We start from the raw sequence: 18,501 nt of genomic DNA on the forward strand, positions 1-18,501 counted from the left end.
CTTCTCCTCGTATTGCTGTTGGCCGTCATGTGGACGGCCTGCAAGAAAAGTGAATCTAAAAAGGAGATCGATCCGACTGTGATAGGGCAGGTAACGTTGCAAATGACCGACGTAATGGTGCATGACGTCACGAACCCGCCGCTGGGAGCCAGGTTTTACGCTTATGCCTGTCTGGCGGGCTATGAAGTGGTTGCTCGGAGCGACAAGGCATATCCCACCATGCACGGCGTGCTGAACGATTTTCCGGAAATCGAAAAGCCGAAAGTGGAGGAATATTCCTACCAGCTCGCTTCCGCCTTGGCAATGCTGGAAACGGCGAAAAAAATGCAGCCTTCGGGCGGTATGCTGCTCAAAAAATACCAGCAAAGCCTGATAGATTCCTGCAAGAAAATCGGGTTTACAGACGAGGTAATAGCCGGCTCGCAGGAGTATGCGTTGGCAGTAAGTAAGCAGATTTTGAAGTATGCCAAAGGCGACCGTTACAACAAGATCAGCAACTTTCCCAGGTATGAGCCGCACGGCGGCCCGGGAACGTGGTATCCGACACCTCCGGGTTATTTTCCGCCGGTAGAACCCTATTTCAAAACGGTGCGTCCATTTACACTGGATTCGGCCTCACAGTTCCGCCCGGCGCCCCCGATCGCCTTCTCGGAAGCAAAAGATTCGGAGTTTTACAAACTGATGAAGCTCAATTACGACAACGATCAAAAAGCGCAGGAGCATCGTACGATCGCCGCCTTCTGGGATTGTAATCCGTTTGCGTTGGAAAACAAAGGCCATTTATTGGTAGGGATGAAGAAAATCTCTCCGGGTGCGCATTGGATGGGAATTACGGACATTGCCTGCCGGAAAGCAAAAACCGATTTTTCTAAAACCATGCTGATCAACGCTTCGGTGGCGATCGGGCTTATGGACGGCTTTATGACTTGCTGGGACGAGAAATACCGCAGCAACCGCCTCCGCCCCGAAACGGCCATCCGTAAGTATATCGACCCAACCTGGAAGCCATTCCTGCAAACCCCGCCATTTCCCGAATACCTCAGCGGTCACTCGGTTATATCGACAGCGGCTGCGGTTATCCTTACCCATTATTTCGGGGATGATTTTGCTTATACCGACACCGTCGAGGAGCGCTTCAATCTCAAAGCCCGCCCGTTCAAATCGTTCCTGGCGGCGTCAGAAGAATCCGGCATGTCGCGGTTTTACGGTGGTATTCACTTCATGGACGCGATCGAGAACGGGCAGAAGCAAGGGAAGCAAGTTGGAGAATGGGTGGTTAAGAAGCTTGAAACCAAAGCGGTGGCGTCAGGAAAGTAGCATTTGCGACCCATTAAGCAGCGTCTTTGTAAATCTGTAACCCACCTCAAACAACTGATCGGCCTTCCGGAAGTCGAAAATGCTGAACCGGCTCAATGCAGGCGGCTCTATCTGCAAGTTGCATTTCGCTAAGCGGGCCCTGGTTTTAGTATGCATCGCCAGAATAAGGCTGCGGTAGACGATCTCGGTGGTCCGTTTGAGCGGTTTATCCAGATTGAAGGGGTTGCAATGGCTGCCGATAAGGTAATCGGCCTCGTCGAGCACCGGTTCGACGGGCAGGTTGTTCAAAACACCTCCGTCGACCAGGTCGTAGCCATTATAATGCATCGGACTGAAAAGCCCGGGAATGCAGCATGACGCTAGGACGGGCAATGCCAATTCTCCGCTGCGGAAACGTACTTCTTCTCCCGAAACAATGTCGGTAGCAGTCACCACCAGCGGTGTTTTGAGCGATTCGAATGTGTTTTCTGGAATGAATTTGCGGAAAACATCTTCCATTTTCCGCATGTGCAGCAAGCCATTAGCGCCGATCCCAAACCTCAAATATGGGTAAAAACTAGTGTCGCGAATGATTTTGAGAATCTCAGACGGGTCGTAACCGTGGGCCAGCAATGCTCCCACAAATGCCCCTGAGCTCGTAGCGCTGATCACATCGGGCCGTATGCCACGCTCCCACAATGCCTGCGCCACGCCCACATGCGCGATCCCCCGCGCGCCCCCGCCTGAGAGGATTAGTGCTGTTTTCATGGCTGAACAAAATCCCCCAACATTCCCCGCTCCCGAATCCTGATTCCCTTCTCCGTATTTTCCACCAATGCAGCCTCATAAACAGGATCATGCTCGAAAAGCAATATACATTCCTCATCTACGGCTTGTCGGAGAACGCTCTGCTTTTCTTCCATCGTTTGCAGCGGCCGCATGTCATAACTCATGATCCACGGAATGGGGACGTGATAGGACGAAGGAAAGAGGTCGGCGCAGTAAATGATCTTCTGGTTTTTGTATTGAATCACCGGCAGCATCATTTGCTCGGTATGCCCGTCGACGTTGATGAGGTTGATGTTTTCAAACGGCGACTGACCGTTCTGAATAAATTGTAGTTGCCCCGATTCCTGCAAGGGAAGTATATTTTCCTTTAAAAACGATGCTTTCTCACGCGGGTTAGGATTGGTAGCCCACTTCCAATGCGCTTCGTTCGACCAGTAGGTGGCGTTTGCGAAGGTCGGTTCGAGACGGGAGCCGTCGCGGCTGAACTGTACGGCGCCACCGACGTGATCGAAATGCAGGTGGGTTAGCAGCACGTCGGTAACGTCCGCAGGGCTGAAACCTTTTTCGGCGATGGAGGAATGCAAAGTCGCGTTGCCGTGGAGGTCGTAATAACCGAAGAATTTGTCGTCCTGTTTGTTACCCATTCCGGTGTCGACCAGTATTAGTTTTGCACCATCCTCAATCAGCAGGCATCGCATAGCCCAGGAGCACAGATTTTTGTCATCGGCAGGATTGTGTTTATTCCAAAGCACTTTTGGGACCACGCCGAACATCGCCCCGCCATCGAGCTTGAAAAAACCGGTGTCGATGATATGGATTTTCATAGGGTTTTTGAGATTTTAATCGTCTAAATCAGTGGAATATCAACATTCTATCGACCTAACATACCATTATTTTTTCGATCTTCCGCCCTCAATACATAACAAGCCTAATCATGCGCGTACCGTTCCTTCCAGTCAGTTTAATGCTATTGTCGACGTTTTTTGTTGATAATCAATCCTGTGCACAAAAAAAGCCCGTCGACTACGTGGCCACGATGATCGGTACCGCCCCGTCGGCAACGGAAAGCGCCAAAGCACACAGCGAGGCAGGAAGCGAGCTGAAAGGACAAACCATCCCTGCTGTGGGCGTGCCCAATGGCATGACCCAGTGGACGCCCCAAACGCGCGCGACAGAAACCAAATGCATTGCGCCGTTTTACTACAACGATAATAAATTTCAGGGGTTTCGCGGCACGCATTGGCTCAATGGCTCGTGCGTACAGGATTATGGCTCCATCACCGTGATGCCGCTGTCGGGCGAGCTCACTACCGATCCCCAAAAAAGAGCCAGCGTGTTCAGTCACGACAAAGAGGAAAGTACGCCCGATTATTATGGGGTGTGGTTGCAGGATCATCAGATCCATGCGGAGGTAACTGCACTGGCGCGGACGGCGATCATGCGCTTCAAGTTCGGGAGCGGGGAGGAGTCATTCATCATAGTAGAGCCCAATAGCGACGAAGGGGAAGGTTTTGTGGAGGTGCTCCGGGAGCGAGGGGAGATAGTGGGTTATAACCCCGTACACCGTATTTACCAGGGAGCGGGCCAGCCGGCCGGTATCAGCGGGTATTTTGTGATGAAATTCGATCAGAAATTTATGCAGTCGGGTGTGTGGTTGGGCGATACCATTACACCAATGGGAAGGATACTTACCGGCAAAGGCAACCGGGAAAGGCTCGGAGCGTATGTGGGGTTCGGTGACGAGAAACAGGTGATAACGGTCCGCATAGGCACGTCATTCACGAGCATTGAGGGTGCACGCGCGAATCTTGAAAAAGAATTAGGTACGAAAACATTCGAAGCTGTCCGCAAAGCGTCGCACGATGCGTGGAATGAGGCTTTGGGGAAAGTAGCGGCTATTGGTAGTGAAAATGATAAGGCGCTTTTTTACAGTGCATTATACAGGACTAAACTTTCACCAAGGCTCTTTTCGGATGTCGACGGCAGCTATCCCTCGTTTGCAGGCGGTACCCCGCTCCAAAAAGCCGAAGGTTTCGAATATTATTGCGATTTCAGTATGTGGGATAGCTTCCGGGCCGCAATGCCGCTGGAAATATTGCTTGAACCCAAACGTGCGGGCGATATGATGCAATCACTCGTGAAAAAGGCCGAACAGGGAGGGTGGATGCCGATTTTCCCCTGCTGGAACCACTATACGGCGGCGATGGTGGGCGACCACGCATTGTCGGTGATCGCAGATGCTTATACAAAGAATGTCCGGAATTTCGATGTAAACAGCGCCTACAACTTCCTCCGTAAAAATGCATTCGAAGTGAATACCAATGCCAAAAGCTATGAAGCAGGGCAGGGACGCCGGGCATTGAGATCCTACCTGCAATATGGTTACGTGCCGCTGGAAGACAGCGTTTGGCAGGCATTTCACAAGCGCGAGCAGGTGTCGCGCACGCTCGAATACGCGTACGATGATTTTTGCTTATCGACCCTGGCGACTAGCCTGGGCAAAAAGGAAGATGCGGATCAGCTGCGCAACCGGGCGCTCAATTACCGGCATGTGATCGACCCGTCGACAGGTTATGCGCGTGGACGGTATGCCGACGGCCGCTGGATTGCCAATTTTGACCCGTTTGCTAAACGTGCCAGCTTCATTACCGAAGGCTCCCCCGCGCAATACACCTGGTTTGTGCCGCAGGATGTTGCGGGGCTCCAAAAAATCATGGGAGGCAAAAGCCGTTTCATCGCCAAGCTCGACACGCTGTTCGACCAGGGGCATTACTGGCATGGCAACGAACCTAATCACCAGATTGCGTATCTCTATGCATTTGCCGGGCAGCCCTGGAAGACACAGCAGTGGGCGCGGACAATCATCAGAAGTGAATATGATACGAGTGTTGGAGGGCTGAGCGGCAACGAGGACGGAGGGCAAATGTCGGCCTGGCTGGCTTTCAGTATGATGGGCTTTTACCCCGTAGCACCGGGAACAGACCAATATGTGCTCGGAAGCCCGGTTTTTGAAGAAATTTCAATAGAAACGGGCAAGAACCGCAAATTTACCGTAAAGGCAAAAGGCGTTTCCGACAATGCGCGATACATTCAATCGGCGACGTTAAATGGCAAGCCTTTCACCAGGACCTACATTACCCATGGCGAACTTCTGAAAGGCGGAACGCTGGTGCTGCAAATGGGGGATAAACCTAATAAGCAGTGGGGCACGCAAGAAGCGGATATTCCTTTTTCACTCTCCAAAAACTGACTTGCATTTAAGAGCGGTGTCGGGATGGAGAAAAATATGTTTCAGGAAAGAATGTTTTGATAGTTTTCAATACAACGATATAAAATTTGCATTCGCAGCGGTTGGTGGCTAAATTCCGTAATTCCATTACTATTCACTCCCAACCGAATGAACCGCAGAAATTTCTTTGAAAAGGCCATTCCGGCCAGCTTCGCATTAGGTGCCGTTGCAACCTCCTGTGCGCCAAGAGCCGAGTTGAGGTATCCCGACAAACATTTTCACATCAGCCGGGGTTACCATCAAATCCCCAAATTACGCCTTTCGATGGACCGTATTGTCAAAGAAACGGTCGGTTTACGGCCATTCCGTGCCTCGGGGCCTCGGCTGGATGTGGAGCAGATCGGAAACAAGACGATCGTCCACAACTATGGCCATGGCGGCAGCGGCTGGTCGTTGTCGTGGGGCACGGGCAACATTGCGCGCAAGAATGTACTGGCTACGGGCGAGCAGAAAGTTGCCGTGCTGGGCTGTGGGACGGTAGGGATAGCGACGGCCCGGCTGTTGCAGGAAAGCGGCTGTGAGGTGACCATTTACACCAAAGACGTGCCGCCGAATGTGACGAGCAACCTTGCGACCGGCACCTGGTCGCCGGCGTCGAGGGTTTGTGATAAAAAAATCGTGAAGCCCGGGTTCGAGGCGATATGGGAAGAAGCGACGCGGTTCTCATTCCGCCGGTTTCAATTTTTGTTGGGAATGAATGATATTGCCAGCTGGGCAGAGGAATATGGCGTTTTCAGAGAGGCACCTGTTTATACACCGGGTGCAGGCGGTGAGGATTTTGAAATACATGGTCTGTTACCGGAACGCGTGCGGCTGGAAAAGAAGGAACACCCTTTCAAAGCTGACCACGTGACACGCAGGACCAATATCATGTTTAATATTCCGACCTATTTGCGCCACCAGTTGCAGGATTTCACGATGTTCGGAGGAAAGGTGAAAATCCACGAGATCAAAAAGCTGGAAGATATCGACGCGCTGCCCGAAAAAGTGGTCGTGAATTGTATGGGACTGGGTGCAAAACCGGTATTCAACGACAGCGAACTGACGCCTGTTTCCGGCCAGCTTTCCTGCCTTATTCCCCAAGGTGACGTGAATTACAAGCTGTATACGCAAGGTGCCAATTTCATTGCCCGGAAAGACGGTATTTACATCGGCAGCAATGGGATCGTAGGCAATTGGGACACGACACCGAGCAAGGAGCAAACCGAGAAGACCGTCGGGATATTGATGAAACTGATGGAGGAAATGCGAGGTTAATCCTCTTTGAGAAGATAACGCCGGCGGATCTCGTTGATCAGGAATTTTTTATGGCCTGTGAAACTTTCCGGATGCATGGTTTCAAAAAGCGTGCTCCATTCCTGGTAGCGCAAAACATCGCCTTTCCTGAACGCTTCCGCATCTATTTTTTTTGATTTCAGATATTCCTGGAATTCCATATTGCATGATTTTGCCTGCAATATACCCGTTTAAAGTAAGCAATGCCTGCCCGGAAATCAGCTTTAAGCATTAATTTGGCGCGAAATTGCAACGAATACCCCATGAATGTTTTTGAAATGAAAATAGACCTCCGCAGCGACACCATTACCAGGCCCACTCAGGAAATGCAGGAAGCCATGTGGAGCGCGGAAGTAGGCGACGATGTTTTTGGTGACGACCCGACCGTGAATGCATTGCAGGAAAAGGCTGCGAGACTCTTCGGAATGGAAGATGCACTCTTTTGCCCTTCCGGCACCATGACGAACCAACTGGCCATCCGCGTCCACACCCGTCCGGGTAGTGACGTGATCTGCGACAAACATTCGCACATTTACCTGTACGAAGGCGGGGGCATTATGCTGAACGCATTTTCTTCCGTGAAGCTCCTCGACGGCGACCGCGGAAGACTCACGGCGCAGCAGGTCAGCGAAGCGATCAGTCCGGAGAACGACGTCCACTCGACCGTTACGAGGCTAATTTCGCTCGAAAACACTATGAACAAAGGTGGCGGGTGCTACTATGATTTGAAGGAAATCGAAGCGATCCGCGATGTTTGCCGGGAACGTAACATTCCGTTGCACCTGGATGGCGCGAGGCTTTTTAATGCACTGGTCGAAACGGGCGAGACGCCGGTTCAATACGGGCAGGTATTTGACAGCATCAGCATTTGTCTCTCCAAAGGCCTGGGCTGTCCTGTGGGTTCGTTGCTTCTGGGAACGCATGAAATGGTTCGTGAGGCGCGCCGTTTCCGTAAGGTAATGGGCGGTGGCTGGCGGCAGGCGGGGTTTCTGGCCGCAGCAGGCATTTATGCACTCGATCACAACATTGATCGGTTGAAGGAAGATCACAGCCGAGCCAGAGCAATAGGGCAGCTGTTTGCTGCAAGGCCCGAGGTGGCCGAGATCTTTCCTGTCGATACCAACATTGTCATCATCCGGCTAAACGACGGAATTACAGAAAAAGAATATGTAAGCCGCCTTGCCGAGGCCGGAATTCTGGCTGTGACGTTCGGCAAGGGGCTGGTCAGATTTGTAACGCACCTCGATTTTACCGACGATCAGCTCGAAATGTTGAGCGGCAGGCTGAACAACTTTTAAACATCAGGGATCAATTCCTCATACTCGTATTCGGAATTTGGTCCCTGGTAAATCACTTTCATGCCTGTGAGGTCGGCTACGTATGTGTGTATGCCCGCAGCGCCGATCTCGCGTAGGAAAGTGGGGTAGTCGGTAATGCCATCCTGGGTGCGTTTGATGGCCGCCTTCACCTCTTCCAGCTCAAATGTTTCTGCGCATTCAAATTCTGGCAAATCGCCGGCTATGATCAGCTTGTCGCCCTGAACGGACGTATAAGTACGTTTACGGTTCTTTACCTTCACCTCATAGTTGTCAACCCCGAGGGCTTTCAGGTTCTTGACAAATTGCGGGTATGGCTGGCCGGCAGCCCGTTGCTCGGCTGATTCAATAAGTTCTTCGGTCAGTTCGATCATTTCCATGGTCAGTTCGCTTTTTATCAAAAATGTTGCTTTGCCGATCGCCAAAGCAACATTTATCTAAGGTTAATCATATCAGGAAAATCAATGGGCCATATCGTCATCTTCGGGATGATGGACGATCAGTGAGCTACGCGTATCCAGTTTTTTGATCATTTCATTGGACATCGCGTCGGCATACACACCATAGCTGCTCACAAGTGTTCCTTTCAATCCGTCTTTCGACTCGATGGCGTATAAAATCGACATATCCGACGGGTTGGTCATCCCTTCGAACCGGTAAACCTGTACAATGTCGAAATCTTCGGGTGACAACGTAAGGCAAATGCCGTCGTCCTGATGTATTTCCAGGGCATGGGCTGTGAGGTTAAAATCATAGGTATAGCCTTGCTCCTGCAAATCTTCAAGCGTTTCGATGAGTGTATCGGGCTCACTCATGTTTTTATTGGAAGGATGCGGTTTCTTAACCTTGTCCTGGTCTGATCCTTGCAAGTCCATAATATTTTATTTTAAGATTGACGATCTGATTGATTGAACAATTGATAGCGGTTTGATCATCATCCGGGAAAAAAGTATGCCTTGCTGTACAGTCGTTTTTCGCCAGGAAAAGGCAAATCGGCGATGTACATATTGAGGTACTTTGACCTCAATATGCCAGAATTTGTAGAACGTGAATAGAAATTAACCGGGATTATTTGGGACGATAAATCAACTGCCCCGAGTTGTACGACCCGAAACATCCCAAACCACCCTCGATATTGGTGTAGATCAGCGACGGTTCTACGAATGGGTTATCCGAATCGCCCCGCGTTTGTACCGAGCGATGGTATTTGAAATAATGTTCGTCGGTATTGTACACTTCCATCGTGACTGATATGATCTTGCTTTTAGGAAAGGAGAGGTACACCGTGCCGTCGCTGCCAGTGTAACTAAGCGGCTTTGGCAGTTTTACCCGGCCGATGGGTGAATTGAAATCAGTCCCGTCCAGGTTTATGTCGTTGCGGAAATCGTTTCTGCCGATCGCGTCGTCCCAGTTGAAATTGAACCGGTTACGGACCCTTTTTTCTATGAGTTGTCCCTGATTGGAAGTAACGCCTTCCGGCACGCTATATTCCAGGTCGAGCGATGCGCGCACCCGATAATAGTTGGCCTGCCCGGCAATGTCGTTCCAGGTGTATTTAACGGTTAGTGAAGTATCCCGAGCCGAAATATCGCCGGAAGAAGCGGTGTCGATTTCATAGGTTTTCGGAACCACCGCGCTTGCCGGAACCGTGCAGCTTGCGCTTACCGATCGCACACCATTCGTTACCGAAAGAAAATAGGTTTTCCCCGGTGAAATGCTGAGGGCCGATTTATCGATCGAGTAGAGCTGGTTGGTTGTGTCGAACGGAATGACGATTTCCCGCGCTCCGTCGGATAGTTTCACGACTGCATTTGGGATTACACCGCCTTTCAGATCCGGCTCGGTAAACAGCGGAATGGATTCCGTTACGACCACATTGATGCGGGCGGCTTGCGGAGAAATAAAGCATTGCACCACCAATTTCGATTCCACTTGGGGTAGGTTGGCCTGATCGACATCCGTCACAAGCGATTCGCATGCTGCCAGCAGGAATGTCAGAGACAGTAAAATGATATATCTGGGAAGCATAGCCGCTTTTAGAATTTAAAGTTATAGCTGAAATAGGGCAGTACCGGAAACAGCGAATAGCGCTTCAACGTGTATTTGGGAACCGGTGTAGCAGGCATTACATTGGGAAGAATGATGATTTCCTCGTCGATATTGTAGAAAAACGGATTCCTGCGGTTATAGGCATTGTAGACGCCGAACTCCCAGGTACGCTCATGCCGCTTTTTCTTTTTGTGGAATTGAATGGCGACATCCATCCTGTGGAACGGCTCGGCGCGGTAGCTGTTTTTCTGGCCATATTCGCTGACTGTCGGGCCGAACCAGTTGATCGCAGGCTTGCCGTCGGAAGTAAGGCGGGTTAAGAAGTTGTCGGTCGCCGCGCGATAGCTCGACACGGGGAGTGTCAATGCATTGCCGGTGCCATACACCCATGTGGCCGACACCGTAATTCTTTTGCTCAGCTCATAGATTCCCACCACAGAAAGATCGTGACGGCGGTCGTAACGCGGGAAGAACGTTTTGCCGAAATTCAGTTCGGGGAATTTCCAATAGGTCCACGACAATGTGTAACCAATCCAGCCGGAGAATCGTCCGGTTTTCTTTTGAACCAGAAACTCACCCCCATACGACCATCCCTTACCCGCGGTAACATTATCTTCCCAGCTGAGCTCGTTCGCATTCTCGCCGTTGATACTCAGGAAAGACGAGCCTTCCTTGTAGTTCAGGATGTTGTTCATTTTTTTATAATAACCTTCGAGCGTAACCGTGAGCGCCGGGCGTTCAAAGTCTTTCGCAAAGCCCGCCGCCACTTGTTCGGATTGCTGAGGCGCTACGCGTGCGGTAGTAGGGACCCAAAGGTCGGTTGGAAGGCCGAGGCCGGTATTTGAAAGCAAATGCACATATTGGTTCATGCGCGCGTAAGATGCCTTGAACGAAAGGTTCTCTGCCAGGCGTAATGCAGCCGAAATGCGCGGCTCGGGTCGTACGTAAGTTTTAACCTCGGTCTGAAATGTGCTTACCCTTAGCCCTGCATTGATCTTCAATGCATCTAAGGCCTGCCAGGTATCTTCGATATAAAGCCCCGATTCGAGCGAGTAAACCGGCTTCACCGATCGTTCAATCGGATTAGTGATAAATGAACCGGAGATTGCAAGCGCCGATGGGACAAATTTGTGAAAAGTGGCCTGCCCACCGAATTTCACCGCGTGCTTTGCCGAAGGGTAAAAATCAAAATCCGTTTTCACGCCGAGATCGCGGATCCTCGAATCGTATTCAAGACTGAACTCGTCGTCCAGGGAACCATCACTATTCAAATCTTTGGAATAACTGGAAACTCCAAATTTGAAATTACTGAAAATGAAGGAGGTATTGACAAACAGTTTCTGGTTCAATACATGGTTCCAGCGAACGGTAGCCGTTGCATTGCCCCAGTCGAGGCCGGCCCGGGTTTCGGAAGTGCTGCTTTTTTCGTTGGCGTGGAACTTGTCGCGGCCGAAATAGCCGCTGATGTACAATTTGTCTTTACTGCCAAGGTCGTAATTCATCTTGGCATTCAGATCATAAAAGTAATAACCGGGCTTCACCTGACTGTCGGCGCCCCGCTGCTGCCGGGCGATCAGCGGCTTTGCGAGAAAATCGATGTATGTGCGCCGGCCGGAAATCAGGAAAGAAGATTTTCCCTTCGAAATAGGCCCTTCGAGCGTTAACCGCGAGGAGATCAGGCCTATTCCGCCCTCGCCATGCAGTTTCTCTTTGCTGCCTTCCTTCATATTCATTTCCAATACCGACGACAGCCTGCCACCATATCGGGCCGGAAAGCCGCCTTTGGTCAATTCCACACTCCTAAGCGCGTCAGAATTGAAGATCGAGAAAAAGCCAAAGAGGTGATTGGCATTGTAAACCACCGCGTCGTCGAGGATAATGAGGTTCTGGTCGGGTCCGCCCCCGCGTACATACAAGCCCGTTTGCCCTTCGGTACCCTTTTGCACGCCCGGCATAAGCTGTAAGACCCGCAATACGTCCTTCTCGCCGAAGAATGCCGGTATTTTCTTCAACTGCTGGATCGGGATTTCGACTTTGCTCATTTGCACCGTCCGGCTCACATAATCGTCCTGCTTGCGGGCCGACACAACCACTTCTTCGAGTTGTGTAATGGCGGGAAGAAAAATATTCAGTTCGGTATTGTTCCGGAGCGACACTCGTTTCAGCTGTTTTTCATAACCTACAAAGGAGAATGAGACAGTTGCGGAATCAGATGCCGGCAATGTGAGGGAGTAAAAACCGTAGGTATTCGTCACTGCGCCGTATGGGGTGTTATCGATATACACATTCACTCCCGGAAGCTGCTCCTGGCTGCCTTTTTCCCTCACAAAACCACTGATAGTAACGCGATTCTGAGCAAAAGAAATAATGTGGGAAAGGAAGAGAAAAGCCGTAAAAGTCAGTCGCATAGAAGAAAGTACGGGTTAGTTTGAGTAACGAGCCTACTGGTAATCTAGTATGGAATATTGTATTTGACCATGACGACATATACACTCAAACCGTTGCAGCAGATTAAAAAGAATGGCGGAGTTTCCCTTTCAATCGGGAAATTCCGCCATTGCAGGAGTTCTGTAAGGTTACTTTACGCCTTTTACCCGCATTTTTAAGCCATACACCGCTGTTTCAGCAGTGATAAACAGCATGTCGCGGTTTTTGCCGCCAAAGCAGACATTAGCCGTCCATCCTTTATGCACCGGAAAATGCGCGATTTGCGTACCTGTTTTATCAAAAACCGTGACACCATCGCCGGTGATGTACAGATTGCCCTCTTCGTCGAGGATCATCCCGTCGGAACCTTTGGGAACGAATAGTTGCCGGTTGGTCAGTGTGCCATCTTTTTGAATATCGTAAACATACGTTTTGCTGTCACCGATGTCGGCTACGTAGAGTTTCTTACCGTCCGGGGTGCCTATAATGCCATTGGGTTTTTTCAACTTTTCATCAACCCGGGTGAATTTTTTGCGGTCGGGACTGAGGTAGTAAACATGCTGACCATCCTGCTGCATGGCGGGGTCCCGTTTCCAGTAGTCGCGTTTGTAGAGGGGGTCGGTGAGGTAAATGCCGCCTTTGGCGTCAATCCAGAGGTCGTTGGGGCCGTTGAGCAGCTTGCCTTCGTAGTCCTTCACAAGTACTGTCGGATTGCCTTTCTTGTCAAATGACCAAACCTGATTATCCTCGTCAGAGCATGCTATAAGGTTCCCTTTTTTGTCGAAATACATGCCGTTGGCGCGGCCTGCTTTGTCGGAAAACGTACTGAAAGCGCCCGTTTCGGCGTCCCAGCGGATGATCTTATTGTTGGGCTGATCGGTGAAAAACACATTGCCGTCCTTATCAGGTACCGGTCCTTCGGTAAATTTGTATCCATCACCCAGCTTCTCGACCTGCGCTCCCGGCGCGACAATTGATTTCGAATCCATGATTTGTGCAGATAGTAAAACGGGGTAAAACAGCGCGGCAATGCCAGCCAGCACCGGAATAATGATTTTAGATTTTTGCATGGTAATACCGTGCCCGGCGTTGGTTCGAACCGGGTCAGTGTATTAAAGTCGGAATAGGGGGCTGCTTTACTGTTTTGAAAGTCGAAGGTGTTACGCTTCGCGGGGTTGCATTACTGATGGGAAAGCAGGGAAAAATGCGTCTGTTGCAATTGCAGGCAACGCGTGTTCTTTGCCAAACCATTGTTCGATTCGGAGCTTAGCCACGTGGATAGGCTTGCTCTGTGCAGCGGTGAATACCTCGTAACTGCTGTCGGGAATGTGCGCAAAATAGCGATCGAAGAAATCGCTCATCGCTTGCATTCTTTCTTGCTCCCCCTCGATAATCCTGATTGTGCCGTAAATGATCACGCTTTGATATTCGCAACCAAAATCAACGGCTTTGGCAGCGGTGTAGAGTCTCCCATATTTGTATATTGAAATGCTCGCTTTTTTGCCATCGGTAATTTCATCGCCTGCGTGTCCGTGCTTGGAAAAATGGAAGATGATATCATTATTGGCCGCGTCGAAATGATAAAACGCGACGTGGATCAAAGGATAACCCTCTTTTTCAATGGCAATCGAGCAGGAAACGGCATTGTCGAGTATTTCGTGGAGGAAAGAAGTGTCGGTCTCTTGCCGGTCTTTTCTCCGGACGGATTGCGGGTAGTCTTTCATGGCTGGATGGTTTGGAAATGTTGTGTGTAATAATAGGGTAATACGACTTAAAAGGCAACCGGTCATTGCCAGTTGCCTTTTATCGATACTCATTTCGGTATTAGACAGCCACTTTTTCCAGTAGTTCATCAAGCCGCGTATACGAATCCACTACCCCGCGTTCCATTCCTGCCTGCACCATCCCGTCGCGGTCGGCAACGGACTGGAATACAGACTGAACGGTGAGACGTGACCGACCGCCGGGTAGGTCTTCAAAGCGGGACGTTTCCAGTATTACGTGGCCTTTTTCAGGCAGGCCTTCAAATTCAAATGTCTGAATGATCCGCTCCGGTGCCGTATGCTCGTGGCATACGCCGTGGAATGCGAATTCCATTGCATTGCCGGGAATTGTGTTGATGAAACGGTAGGAGCCGCCTGCGTAGGGTTCGAATTTCTCATAACGCACCGTCATATCGTTTGGCCCCCCTGCCCATTGTGTGAGCAAATCCTCTTCGCTGAATGCGCGGAAGACGATCTCGCGCGATGCTTCGAATTCGCGGATGATAAATAGCTCCTGTTTGCCTTCTTCTGCAATGATTTTGGTTTCATTTTTCGTTGCCATGTTGTTCGTTTTTTAAAGTGTTGATAATGTCGTCCAGTTTCTCAAACCGGCCTTCCCACATTTTGCGGAACGGGTCGATCCAGTCGGCCACTTCCGCCAGCTTTTTGGGCTGCACCGTGTAATAGCGTTCACGTCCCTGCGGATTGATACCGAGCAGGCCACATTCGAGCAGGATTTGCATATGCTTCGAAATCGCCTGACGGCTCACACCGAAGGACTCCGCCACTGCATTGGGGGTCATCGGTTTTTTTGCGATGAGGCCAATGATATCCCTTCTTGTAGGGTCTGCAATGGCCTGAAAAACATCTCGTCTCATTTCATTCTGATTAATTGCGCAATCGATCGATTGCAAATATATGTGCAATTAATCGGTTGCGCAATAAAGCCCTGAAATTTTTTTCAGGGCTTTATTGCGTTTCCAGTAAAGTGTTGATTTTTGGTAGTGAGGATTTTGGGCAGTCTACGACGATGTCGGTGCTATTTCCCAGCCAGCATAATCTTCGCCCCGCCTTTGCGGATAGATTCATACACCGCGTCGACAACGATCATGTCCTTCAATCCTTCCTCTCCGGTCACATTCGGATCGGGCTTGTTGTTGAGGATGATATCGGCAATGCCGTCCATTTGAAGTGTCTGATGCGTGACTACGGGCTGGTTCATCGGGCCGAGATGCGTACGGCCTTTGATAGGGCCGTAGCCAAAAGCAGGACTTAACTCTACAAATCCTTTTTCACCAACGACATATAGCCGCTCGTAGTTATTGAATGCATAAGTGGTTCCACAGCTCGCGACAATGCCGCTCGGGAAGCCCAGCTGGAACATAATCGTCTCGTCGACTTCCTTAAATTTCACCGGATCGGTTTTCGTTTCCTGCGCAGTAACCCAGATAGGCTCCTCACCCGTGGCGTACCGGGCGCCGTTAAGCGCGTAAATGCCCACGTCCATCATCGCGCCGCCGCCTGCGAGGGCCTTTTTCAACCGCCATTGGTTTGGGTCGCCGGATTTGAAACCCATATAGTTGTTCACATGCATGATCTTGCCGAGCTCGCCCGCCTCACGCATACGTATAAGCTCACGCGTATGAGGCTCGAAATGCATCCGGTAGCCTATATAAAACCTTACACCCGCCTTTTTACAAGCGGCGATCATTTCCCGCGTTTGCTGTGCATTGTCGGCAACGGGTTTTTCGCAAATCACATGCTTGCCGGCCGCGGCAATTTGCAGGACGTGCTTGTGATGCAGGGAATTCGGCGTGGTAATGTATACAATGTCGATGTCCGGGTTATCCTTGATTTTGCTAACCGTCTCGTAATTGTAAGTGTTTTTCTCCGGGATATTATATTTCTGCTTCCAGGTTTCGAGCTTCGAGGGCGTCCCCGAAACAGCTCCCACGAGCGTTGCCATTTTGCAATCCTTCATCGCTTCGGCCACACGGGTTGCATAGCTGCCCAACCCCATTAATGCCACGCGCAATTGTTTGTCGGCCTTCGGGCCGGAGTACAGCTCACGCGCAGAAGCAGGGAGGTCGCTCAACGCTGTTACGCCGACGCCTAATGTCAGTTTTTGCAGGAAATCTCGACGGGTATCCATATTGAAGAGTGATTTTCAGTGACTATTAAAAGGCAAAAAGTGAGCTATGTCGTTGATCTCCTTGCAATTTTGTAACTCATTTATTTGAAAGTGTCAATTTTTGTTTTAGCGAAAGCTCTTGCAGCTTTGTGAGAATCAGCATGCGTCGTAACAAAAAAGCGGCACCTCCCGCAATGGGAAGGTGCCGCCCGGATACTATGTATTTGAACCTTACTTAACTGTCAGAATACGTTCTACTTTTTGATCGGTCAGCTCGAAAGTTTTTGTTTGGACTTCGTTGCCGCTGATAATGTCCAGCTTGTACTTGCCGGGCTCCATGGCATCGAGGTTCAAAGTACGTCCGAATTTTTTGTTTTCTCTCGACACTGTTTCGCGGTATACGACGGTTCCTTCGGCGTCTTTGAGCAACAATATTGTTTTGGTGTCAGTGCTGCCTTTGTCGACGAGAACGTTGATTTTACCGGTTTTGGTGGCATAAATGCCAGTTCCGAAAGTGGATGCTTTGTGTGCTCCTTTGTCGGCTGCCTGGGCAGTGAAAGAAGCGGCTGCAAGCGCAAATGCGCAGATGAAGGTTTTAACTGTTGTTTTCATGGCTGTTTTATTTTTATGGCTATAAATTTTGTTCTATTTTAAGAACACGACAAAGGTAAGACCGGCTTCTTGTAGCTTCGGAATCAAAGTACACGAGCGGAATTTCGGGTGGGACAAGTGGTTGATTCCCAGCATAAGCAATTGAACGGTATCTCATGGCTATTTTTGAATTTGTAACCAAGAGACGGAGATTGTTACGGGAGTGTTGCTTGGAAAAGTGTTAATAACTGTTAAAAAAAACGGCCCTCCATCTGTGGGGGCCGCTTTTAACTAAAACTAAAACCGAAACTATTCTTTTTCTACAAAGTCCATATCCTTTGTAAATGTCTCTTCAAGGAAATATAAGGCCAGCAATGCTACTACGGACGTTGCCACACCTATTACCAACCCACTCTGGACTACGCCCAGGTCGGGTCTGAAACGAACAAACAATGCTGCCAGCGGAATCGTCGCGCCGCGCACAAAATTGGGTACTGTGGTCGCCACAGTCGCCCGCAGGTTCGTACCGAACAACTCTGCCGCAATAGTAATGAACAATGTCCAGTAGCCATTGCAGAATCCGAGCAAGGTACAAAGCAAGTAGAAGGAGAACAAATCCTGCATCGGAATTAGCAAATAGCCGATCACCATTGCAAGCGACAGTACAATAAAAAGTCTGATGACCTTCTTCCTGCTCCGCATGTACTGACTAAGTAAACCACTGACGATGTCTCCTCCAACCTGCCCTGAAAAAGCCAGCATCACCGCTTTGCCCGCATTGATCCCCTCGATACCCTTCGCAGCCCCGAATTCGGGTGAAAAAGTAATGAGAATCCCCACCACAAACCAAATCGGTAGCCCTACCAGGATCGCCATCAGGTACTTGCCCAGGCGCTTGCCATTTGTGAGGATCATGAAAATATTACCGCGGTCAACCGATCGTTCCTTAGCGTGCTTAAACATTCCCGATTCGAAAACATTGAAGCGCAATACCAAAAGCAACAAACCCATGCCGCCTCCTACAAAATAAGATATGCGCCAGGCAAACAAATCGGCTACGAAATAAGCCAAAATAGCTCCTAAAACACCCAATGTGGCTACCAGTGTGGTGCCATAGCCCCGTATTTCTTTCGGCAGGACTTCGGTAACAAGCGTAATCCCCGCTCCAAGCTCACCGGCCAGGCCGACGCCCGCAATAAAGCGAAGGATTGCATATTGATCAAGCGATGTAACAAATCCGTTGCCGATATTGGCGAGTGAATACATGATTATCGACCCGAAAAGCACAGAAAGCCGACCTCTTTTATCCGCTATCACACCCCACAACACGCCGCCGATCAGCATTCCTGCCATTTGGTAATTCAATAAATTGATGCCCTCGTTGAGCAGCTGATCGTCGGCGACGTTCAGCGCTTTGAGACTCGGTACCCGCACTACACTGAACAAAAAGAGGTCGTACATATCGACCAGGTAGCCCAATGCAGCCACTATTACTGGCACTTGCAACAACTGCGAAAGCAGCGAAGGTTGGGTATTGTTTGTTGTTGTTGACATAGGGCTAGGGTTTTTGATGGA

General features: G+C 50.1%; 18 protein-coding genes. 4 read left to right on the forward strand and 14 right to left on the reverse strand.

Features of this window, described 5'->3' with window-relative positions:
- Window positions 1–12: 12 nt before the first annotated feature.
- Window positions 13–1,317 (forward strand): vanadium-dependent haloperoxidase, encoded by a 1,305-nt coding sequence (locus ACTJJJ_RS13895; protein ID WP_440702650.1) that lies wholly within the window; start codon window positions 13–15, stop codon window positions 1,315–1,317.
- On the opposite strand, the gene ACTJJJ_RS13900 is transcribed toward ACTJJJ_RS13895, so the two are convergent.
- Together ACTJJJ_RS13900 and ACTJJJ_RS13905 are read right to left on the reverse strand one after the other, a co-directional pair.
- The gene (locus ACTJJJ_RS13900) at window positions 1,306–2,064 is read right to left on the reverse strand and encodes a patatin-like phospholipase family protein (protein WP_440702108.1); all 759 of its coding nucleotides are present in this window, start codon (window positions 2,062–2,064) and stop codon (window positions 1,306–1,308) included. The genes ACTJJJ_RS13895 and ACTJJJ_RS13900 overlap by 12 nt on opposite strands.
- Window positions 2,061–2,909 carry an MBL fold metallo-hydrolase gene (locus ACTJJJ_RS13905; protein WP_440702109.1) on the reverse strand — a complete coding sequence of 283 codons (849 nt, stop codon included), beginning with the start codon at window positions 2,907–2,909 and terminating at the stop codon, window positions 2,061–2,063. Before ACTJJJ_RS13905 ends, ACTJJJ_RS13900 begins: the two co-directional genes overlap by 4 nt.
- Before the next feature lie 110 nt (window positions 2,910–3,019).
- On the opposite strand from ACTJJJ_RS13905, the gene ACTJJJ_RS13910 reads away from it, so the two are divergent.
- Together ACTJJJ_RS13910 and ACTJJJ_RS13915 are read left to right on the forward strand one after the other, a co-directional pair.
- Window positions 3,020–5,335 carry a GH92 family glycosyl hydrolase gene (locus ACTJJJ_RS13910; protein WP_440702110.1) on the forward strand — a complete coding sequence of 772 codons (2,316 nt, stop codon included), beginning with the start codon at window positions 3,020–3,022 and terminating at the stop codon, window positions 5,333–5,335.
- Window positions 5,336–5,482: 147 nt separating this feature from the next.
- Window positions 5,483–6,631, forward strand: coding sequence for an FAD-dependent oxidoreductase (locus tag ACTJJJ_RS13915; RefSeq protein ID WP_188934214.1), 1,149 nt, complete (start codon window positions 5,483–5,485; stop codon window positions 6,629–6,631).
- Here the strand turns inward: ACTJJJ_RS13915 and ACTJJJ_RS13920 are convergent.
- Window positions 6,628–6,810 carry a hypothetical protein gene (locus ACTJJJ_RS13920; RefSeq protein WP_188934212.1) on the reverse strand — a complete coding sequence of 61 codons (183 nt, stop codon included), beginning with the start codon at window positions 6,808–6,810 and terminating at the stop codon, window positions 6,628–6,630. The genes ACTJJJ_RS13915 and ACTJJJ_RS13920 overlap by 4 nt on opposite strands.
- A gap of 117 nt (window positions 6,811–6,927) precedes the next feature.
- Here ACTJJJ_RS13920 and ACTJJJ_RS13925 point away from each other — a divergent pair, with 117 nt between their 5' ends.
- Window positions 6,928–7,947, forward strand: a complete 1,020-nt coding sequence (locus ACTJJJ_RS13925; RefSeq protein ID WP_440702111.1) for a threonine aldolase family protein — start codon at window positions 6,928–6,930, stop codon at window positions 7,945–7,947.
- On the opposite strand, the gene ACTJJJ_RS13930 is transcribed toward ACTJJJ_RS13925, so the two are convergent.
- From ACTJJJ_RS13930 to ACTJJJ_RS13980, 11 genes are all read right to left on the reverse strand, one after another.
- Entirely contained in the window at window positions 7,944–8,345 is a 402-nt protein-coding gene (locus ACTJJJ_RS13930; protein WP_426293023.1) for a DUF1398 domain-containing protein, read from the reverse strand. The genes ACTJJJ_RS13925 and ACTJJJ_RS13930 overlap by 4 nt on opposite strands.
- 81 nt (window positions 8,346–8,426) lie before the next feature.
- Entirely contained in the window at window positions 8,427–8,840 is a 414-nt protein-coding gene (locus tag ACTJJJ_RS13935; RefSeq protein ID WP_188934206.1) for a hypothetical protein, read from the reverse strand.
- A gap of 193 nt (window positions 8,841–9,033) precedes the next feature.
- Entirely contained in the window at window positions 9,034–9,993 is a 960-nt protein-coding gene (locus tag ACTJJJ_RS13940) for a DUF4249 domain-containing protein (RefSeq protein ID WP_426293024.1), read from the reverse strand.
- Between the two features lie 8 nt (window positions 9,994–10,001).
- Window positions 10,002–12,422, reverse strand: coding sequence for a TonB-dependent receptor (locus ACTJJJ_RS13945; protein ID WP_426293025.1), 2,421 nt, complete (start codon window positions 12,420–12,422; stop codon window positions 10,002–10,004).
- A gap of 168 nt (window positions 12,423–12,590) precedes the next feature.
- Window positions 12,591–13,511, reverse strand: a complete 921-nt coding sequence (locus ACTJJJ_RS13950; RefSeq protein WP_440702112.1) for an SMP-30/gluconolactonase/LRE family protein — start codon at window positions 13,509–13,511, stop codon at window positions 12,591–12,593.
- A 90-nt stretch (window positions 13,512–13,601) separates the two neighbouring features.
- Window positions 13,602–14,165, reverse strand: a complete 564-nt coding sequence (locus tag ACTJJJ_RS13955) for a pyridoxamine 5'-phosphate oxidase family protein (RefSeq protein WP_440702113.1) — start codon at window positions 14,163–14,165, stop codon at window positions 13,602–13,604.
- Between the two features lie 100 nt (window positions 14,166–14,265).
- Entirely contained in the window at window positions 14,266–14,766 is a 501-nt protein-coding gene (locus ACTJJJ_RS13960) for an SRPBCC family protein (RefSeq protein ID WP_440702114.1), read from the reverse strand.
- Window positions 14,750–15,082 carry an ArsR/SmtB family transcription factor gene (locus ACTJJJ_RS13965; protein ID WP_426293028.1) on the reverse strand — a complete coding sequence of 111 codons (333 nt, stop codon included), beginning with the start codon at window positions 15,080–15,082 and terminating at the stop codon, window positions 14,750–14,752. Before ACTJJJ_RS13965 ends, ACTJJJ_RS13960 begins: the two co-directional genes overlap by 17 nt.
- A 161-nt stretch (window positions 15,083–15,243) precedes the next feature.
- Window positions 15,244–16,356: a Gfo/Idh/MocA family protein gene (locus tag ACTJJJ_RS13970; RefSeq protein ID WP_188934193.1), complete on the reverse strand. Its 1,113-nt coding sequence runs from the start codon at window positions 16,354–16,356 to the stop codon at window positions 15,244–15,246.
- Window positions 16,357–16,566: 210 nt separating this feature from the next.
- Window positions 16,567–16,947, reverse strand: a complete 381-nt coding sequence (locus ACTJJJ_RS13975) for a DUF3244 domain-containing protein (protein WP_188934191.1) — start codon at window positions 16,945–16,947, stop codon at window positions 16,567–16,569.
- A 288-nt stretch (window positions 16,948–17,235) separates the two neighbouring features.
- The gene (locus tag ACTJJJ_RS13980; RefSeq protein ID WP_188934189.1) at window positions 17,236–18,480 is read right to left on the reverse strand and encodes an MFS transporter; all 1,245 of its coding nucleotides are present in this window, start codon (window positions 18,478–18,480) and stop codon (window positions 17,236–17,238) included.
- Between the last annotated feature and the right edge of the window lie 21 nt (window positions 18,481–18,501).

Origin of the sequence: Dyadobacter sp. 22481 (genome assembly GCF_052044875.1) — a bacterium.
In the GTDB taxonomy this organism is placed as follows: Bacteria; Bacteroidota; Bacteroidia; order Cytophagales; family Spirosomataceae; genus Dyadobacter; species Dyadobacter endophyticus.

Excerpts from the sequence above, each read along its gene's own strand:
- ACTJJJ_RS13950 (WP_440702112.1), bottom strand. The coding sequence starts at position 13,511 with ATGCAAAAATCTAAAATCATTATTCCGGTGCTGGCTGGCATTGCCGCG.
- ACTJJJ_RS13975 (WP_188934191.1), bottom strand. The coding sequence starts at position 16,947 with ATGAAAACAACAGTTAAAACCTTCATCTGCGCATTTGCGCTTGCAGCC.
- ACTJJJ_RS13935 (WP_188934206.1), bottom strand. The coding sequence starts at position 8,840 with ATGGACTTGCAAGGATCAGACCAGGACAAGGTTAAGAAACCGCATCCT.
- ACTJJJ_RS13980 (WP_188934189.1), bottom strand. The coding sequence starts at position 18,480 with ATGTCAACAACAACAAACAATACCCAACCTTCGCTGCTTTCGCAGTTG.
- ACTJJJ_RS13915 (WP_188934214.1), top strand. The coding sequence starts at position 5,483 with ATGAACCGCAGAAATTTCTTTGAAAAGGCCATTCCGGCCAGCTTCGCA.
- ACTJJJ_RS13955 (WP_440702113.1), bottom strand. The coding sequence starts at position 14,165 with ATGAAAGACTACCCGCAATCCGTCCGGAGAAAAGACCGGCAAGAGACC.
- ACTJJJ_RS13945 (WP_426293025.1), bottom strand. The coding sequence starts at position 12,422 with ATGCGACTGACTTTTACGGCTTTTCTCTTCCTTTCCCACATTATTTCT.
- ACTJJJ_RS13900 (WP_440702108.1), bottom strand. The coding sequence starts at position 2,064 with ATGAAAACAGCACTAATCCTCTCAGGCGGGGGCGCGCGGGGGATCGCG.
- ACTJJJ_RS13965 (WP_426293028.1), bottom strand. The coding sequence starts at position 15,082 with ATGAGACGAGATGTTTTTCAGGCCATTGCAGACCCTACAAGAAGGGAT.
- ACTJJJ_RS13970 (WP_188934193.1), bottom strand. The coding sequence starts at position 16,356 with ATGGATACCCGTCGAGATTTCCTGCAAAAACTGACATTAGGCGTCGGC.
- ACTJJJ_RS13930 (WP_426293023.1), bottom strand. The coding sequence starts at position 8,345 with ATGGAAATGATCGAACTGACCGAAGAACTTATTGAATCAGCCGAGCAA.
- ACTJJJ_RS13925 (WP_440702111.1), top strand. The coding sequence starts at position 6,928 with ATGAAAATAGACCTCCGCAGCGACACCATTACCAGGCCCACTCAGGAA.
- ACTJJJ_RS13940 (WP_426293024.1), bottom strand. The coding sequence starts at position 9,993 with ATGCTTCCCAGATATATCATTTTACTGTCTCTGACATTCCTGCTGGCA.
- ACTJJJ_RS13905 (WP_440702109.1), bottom strand. The coding sequence starts at position 2,909 with ATGAAAATCCATATCATCGACACCGGTTTTTTCAAGCTCGATGGCGGG.
- ACTJJJ_RS13920 (WP_188934212.1), bottom strand. The coding sequence starts at position 6,810 with ATGGAATTCCAGGAATATCTGAAATCAAAAAAAATAGATGCGGAAGCG.
- ACTJJJ_RS13910 (WP_440702110.1), top strand. The coding sequence starts at position 3,020 with ATGCGCGTACCGTTCCTTCCAGTCAGTTTAATGCTATTGTCGACGTTT.
- ACTJJJ_RS13960 (WP_440702114.1), bottom strand. The coding sequence starts at position 14,766 with ATGGCAACGAAAAATGAAACCAAAATCATTGCAGAAGAAGGCAAACAG.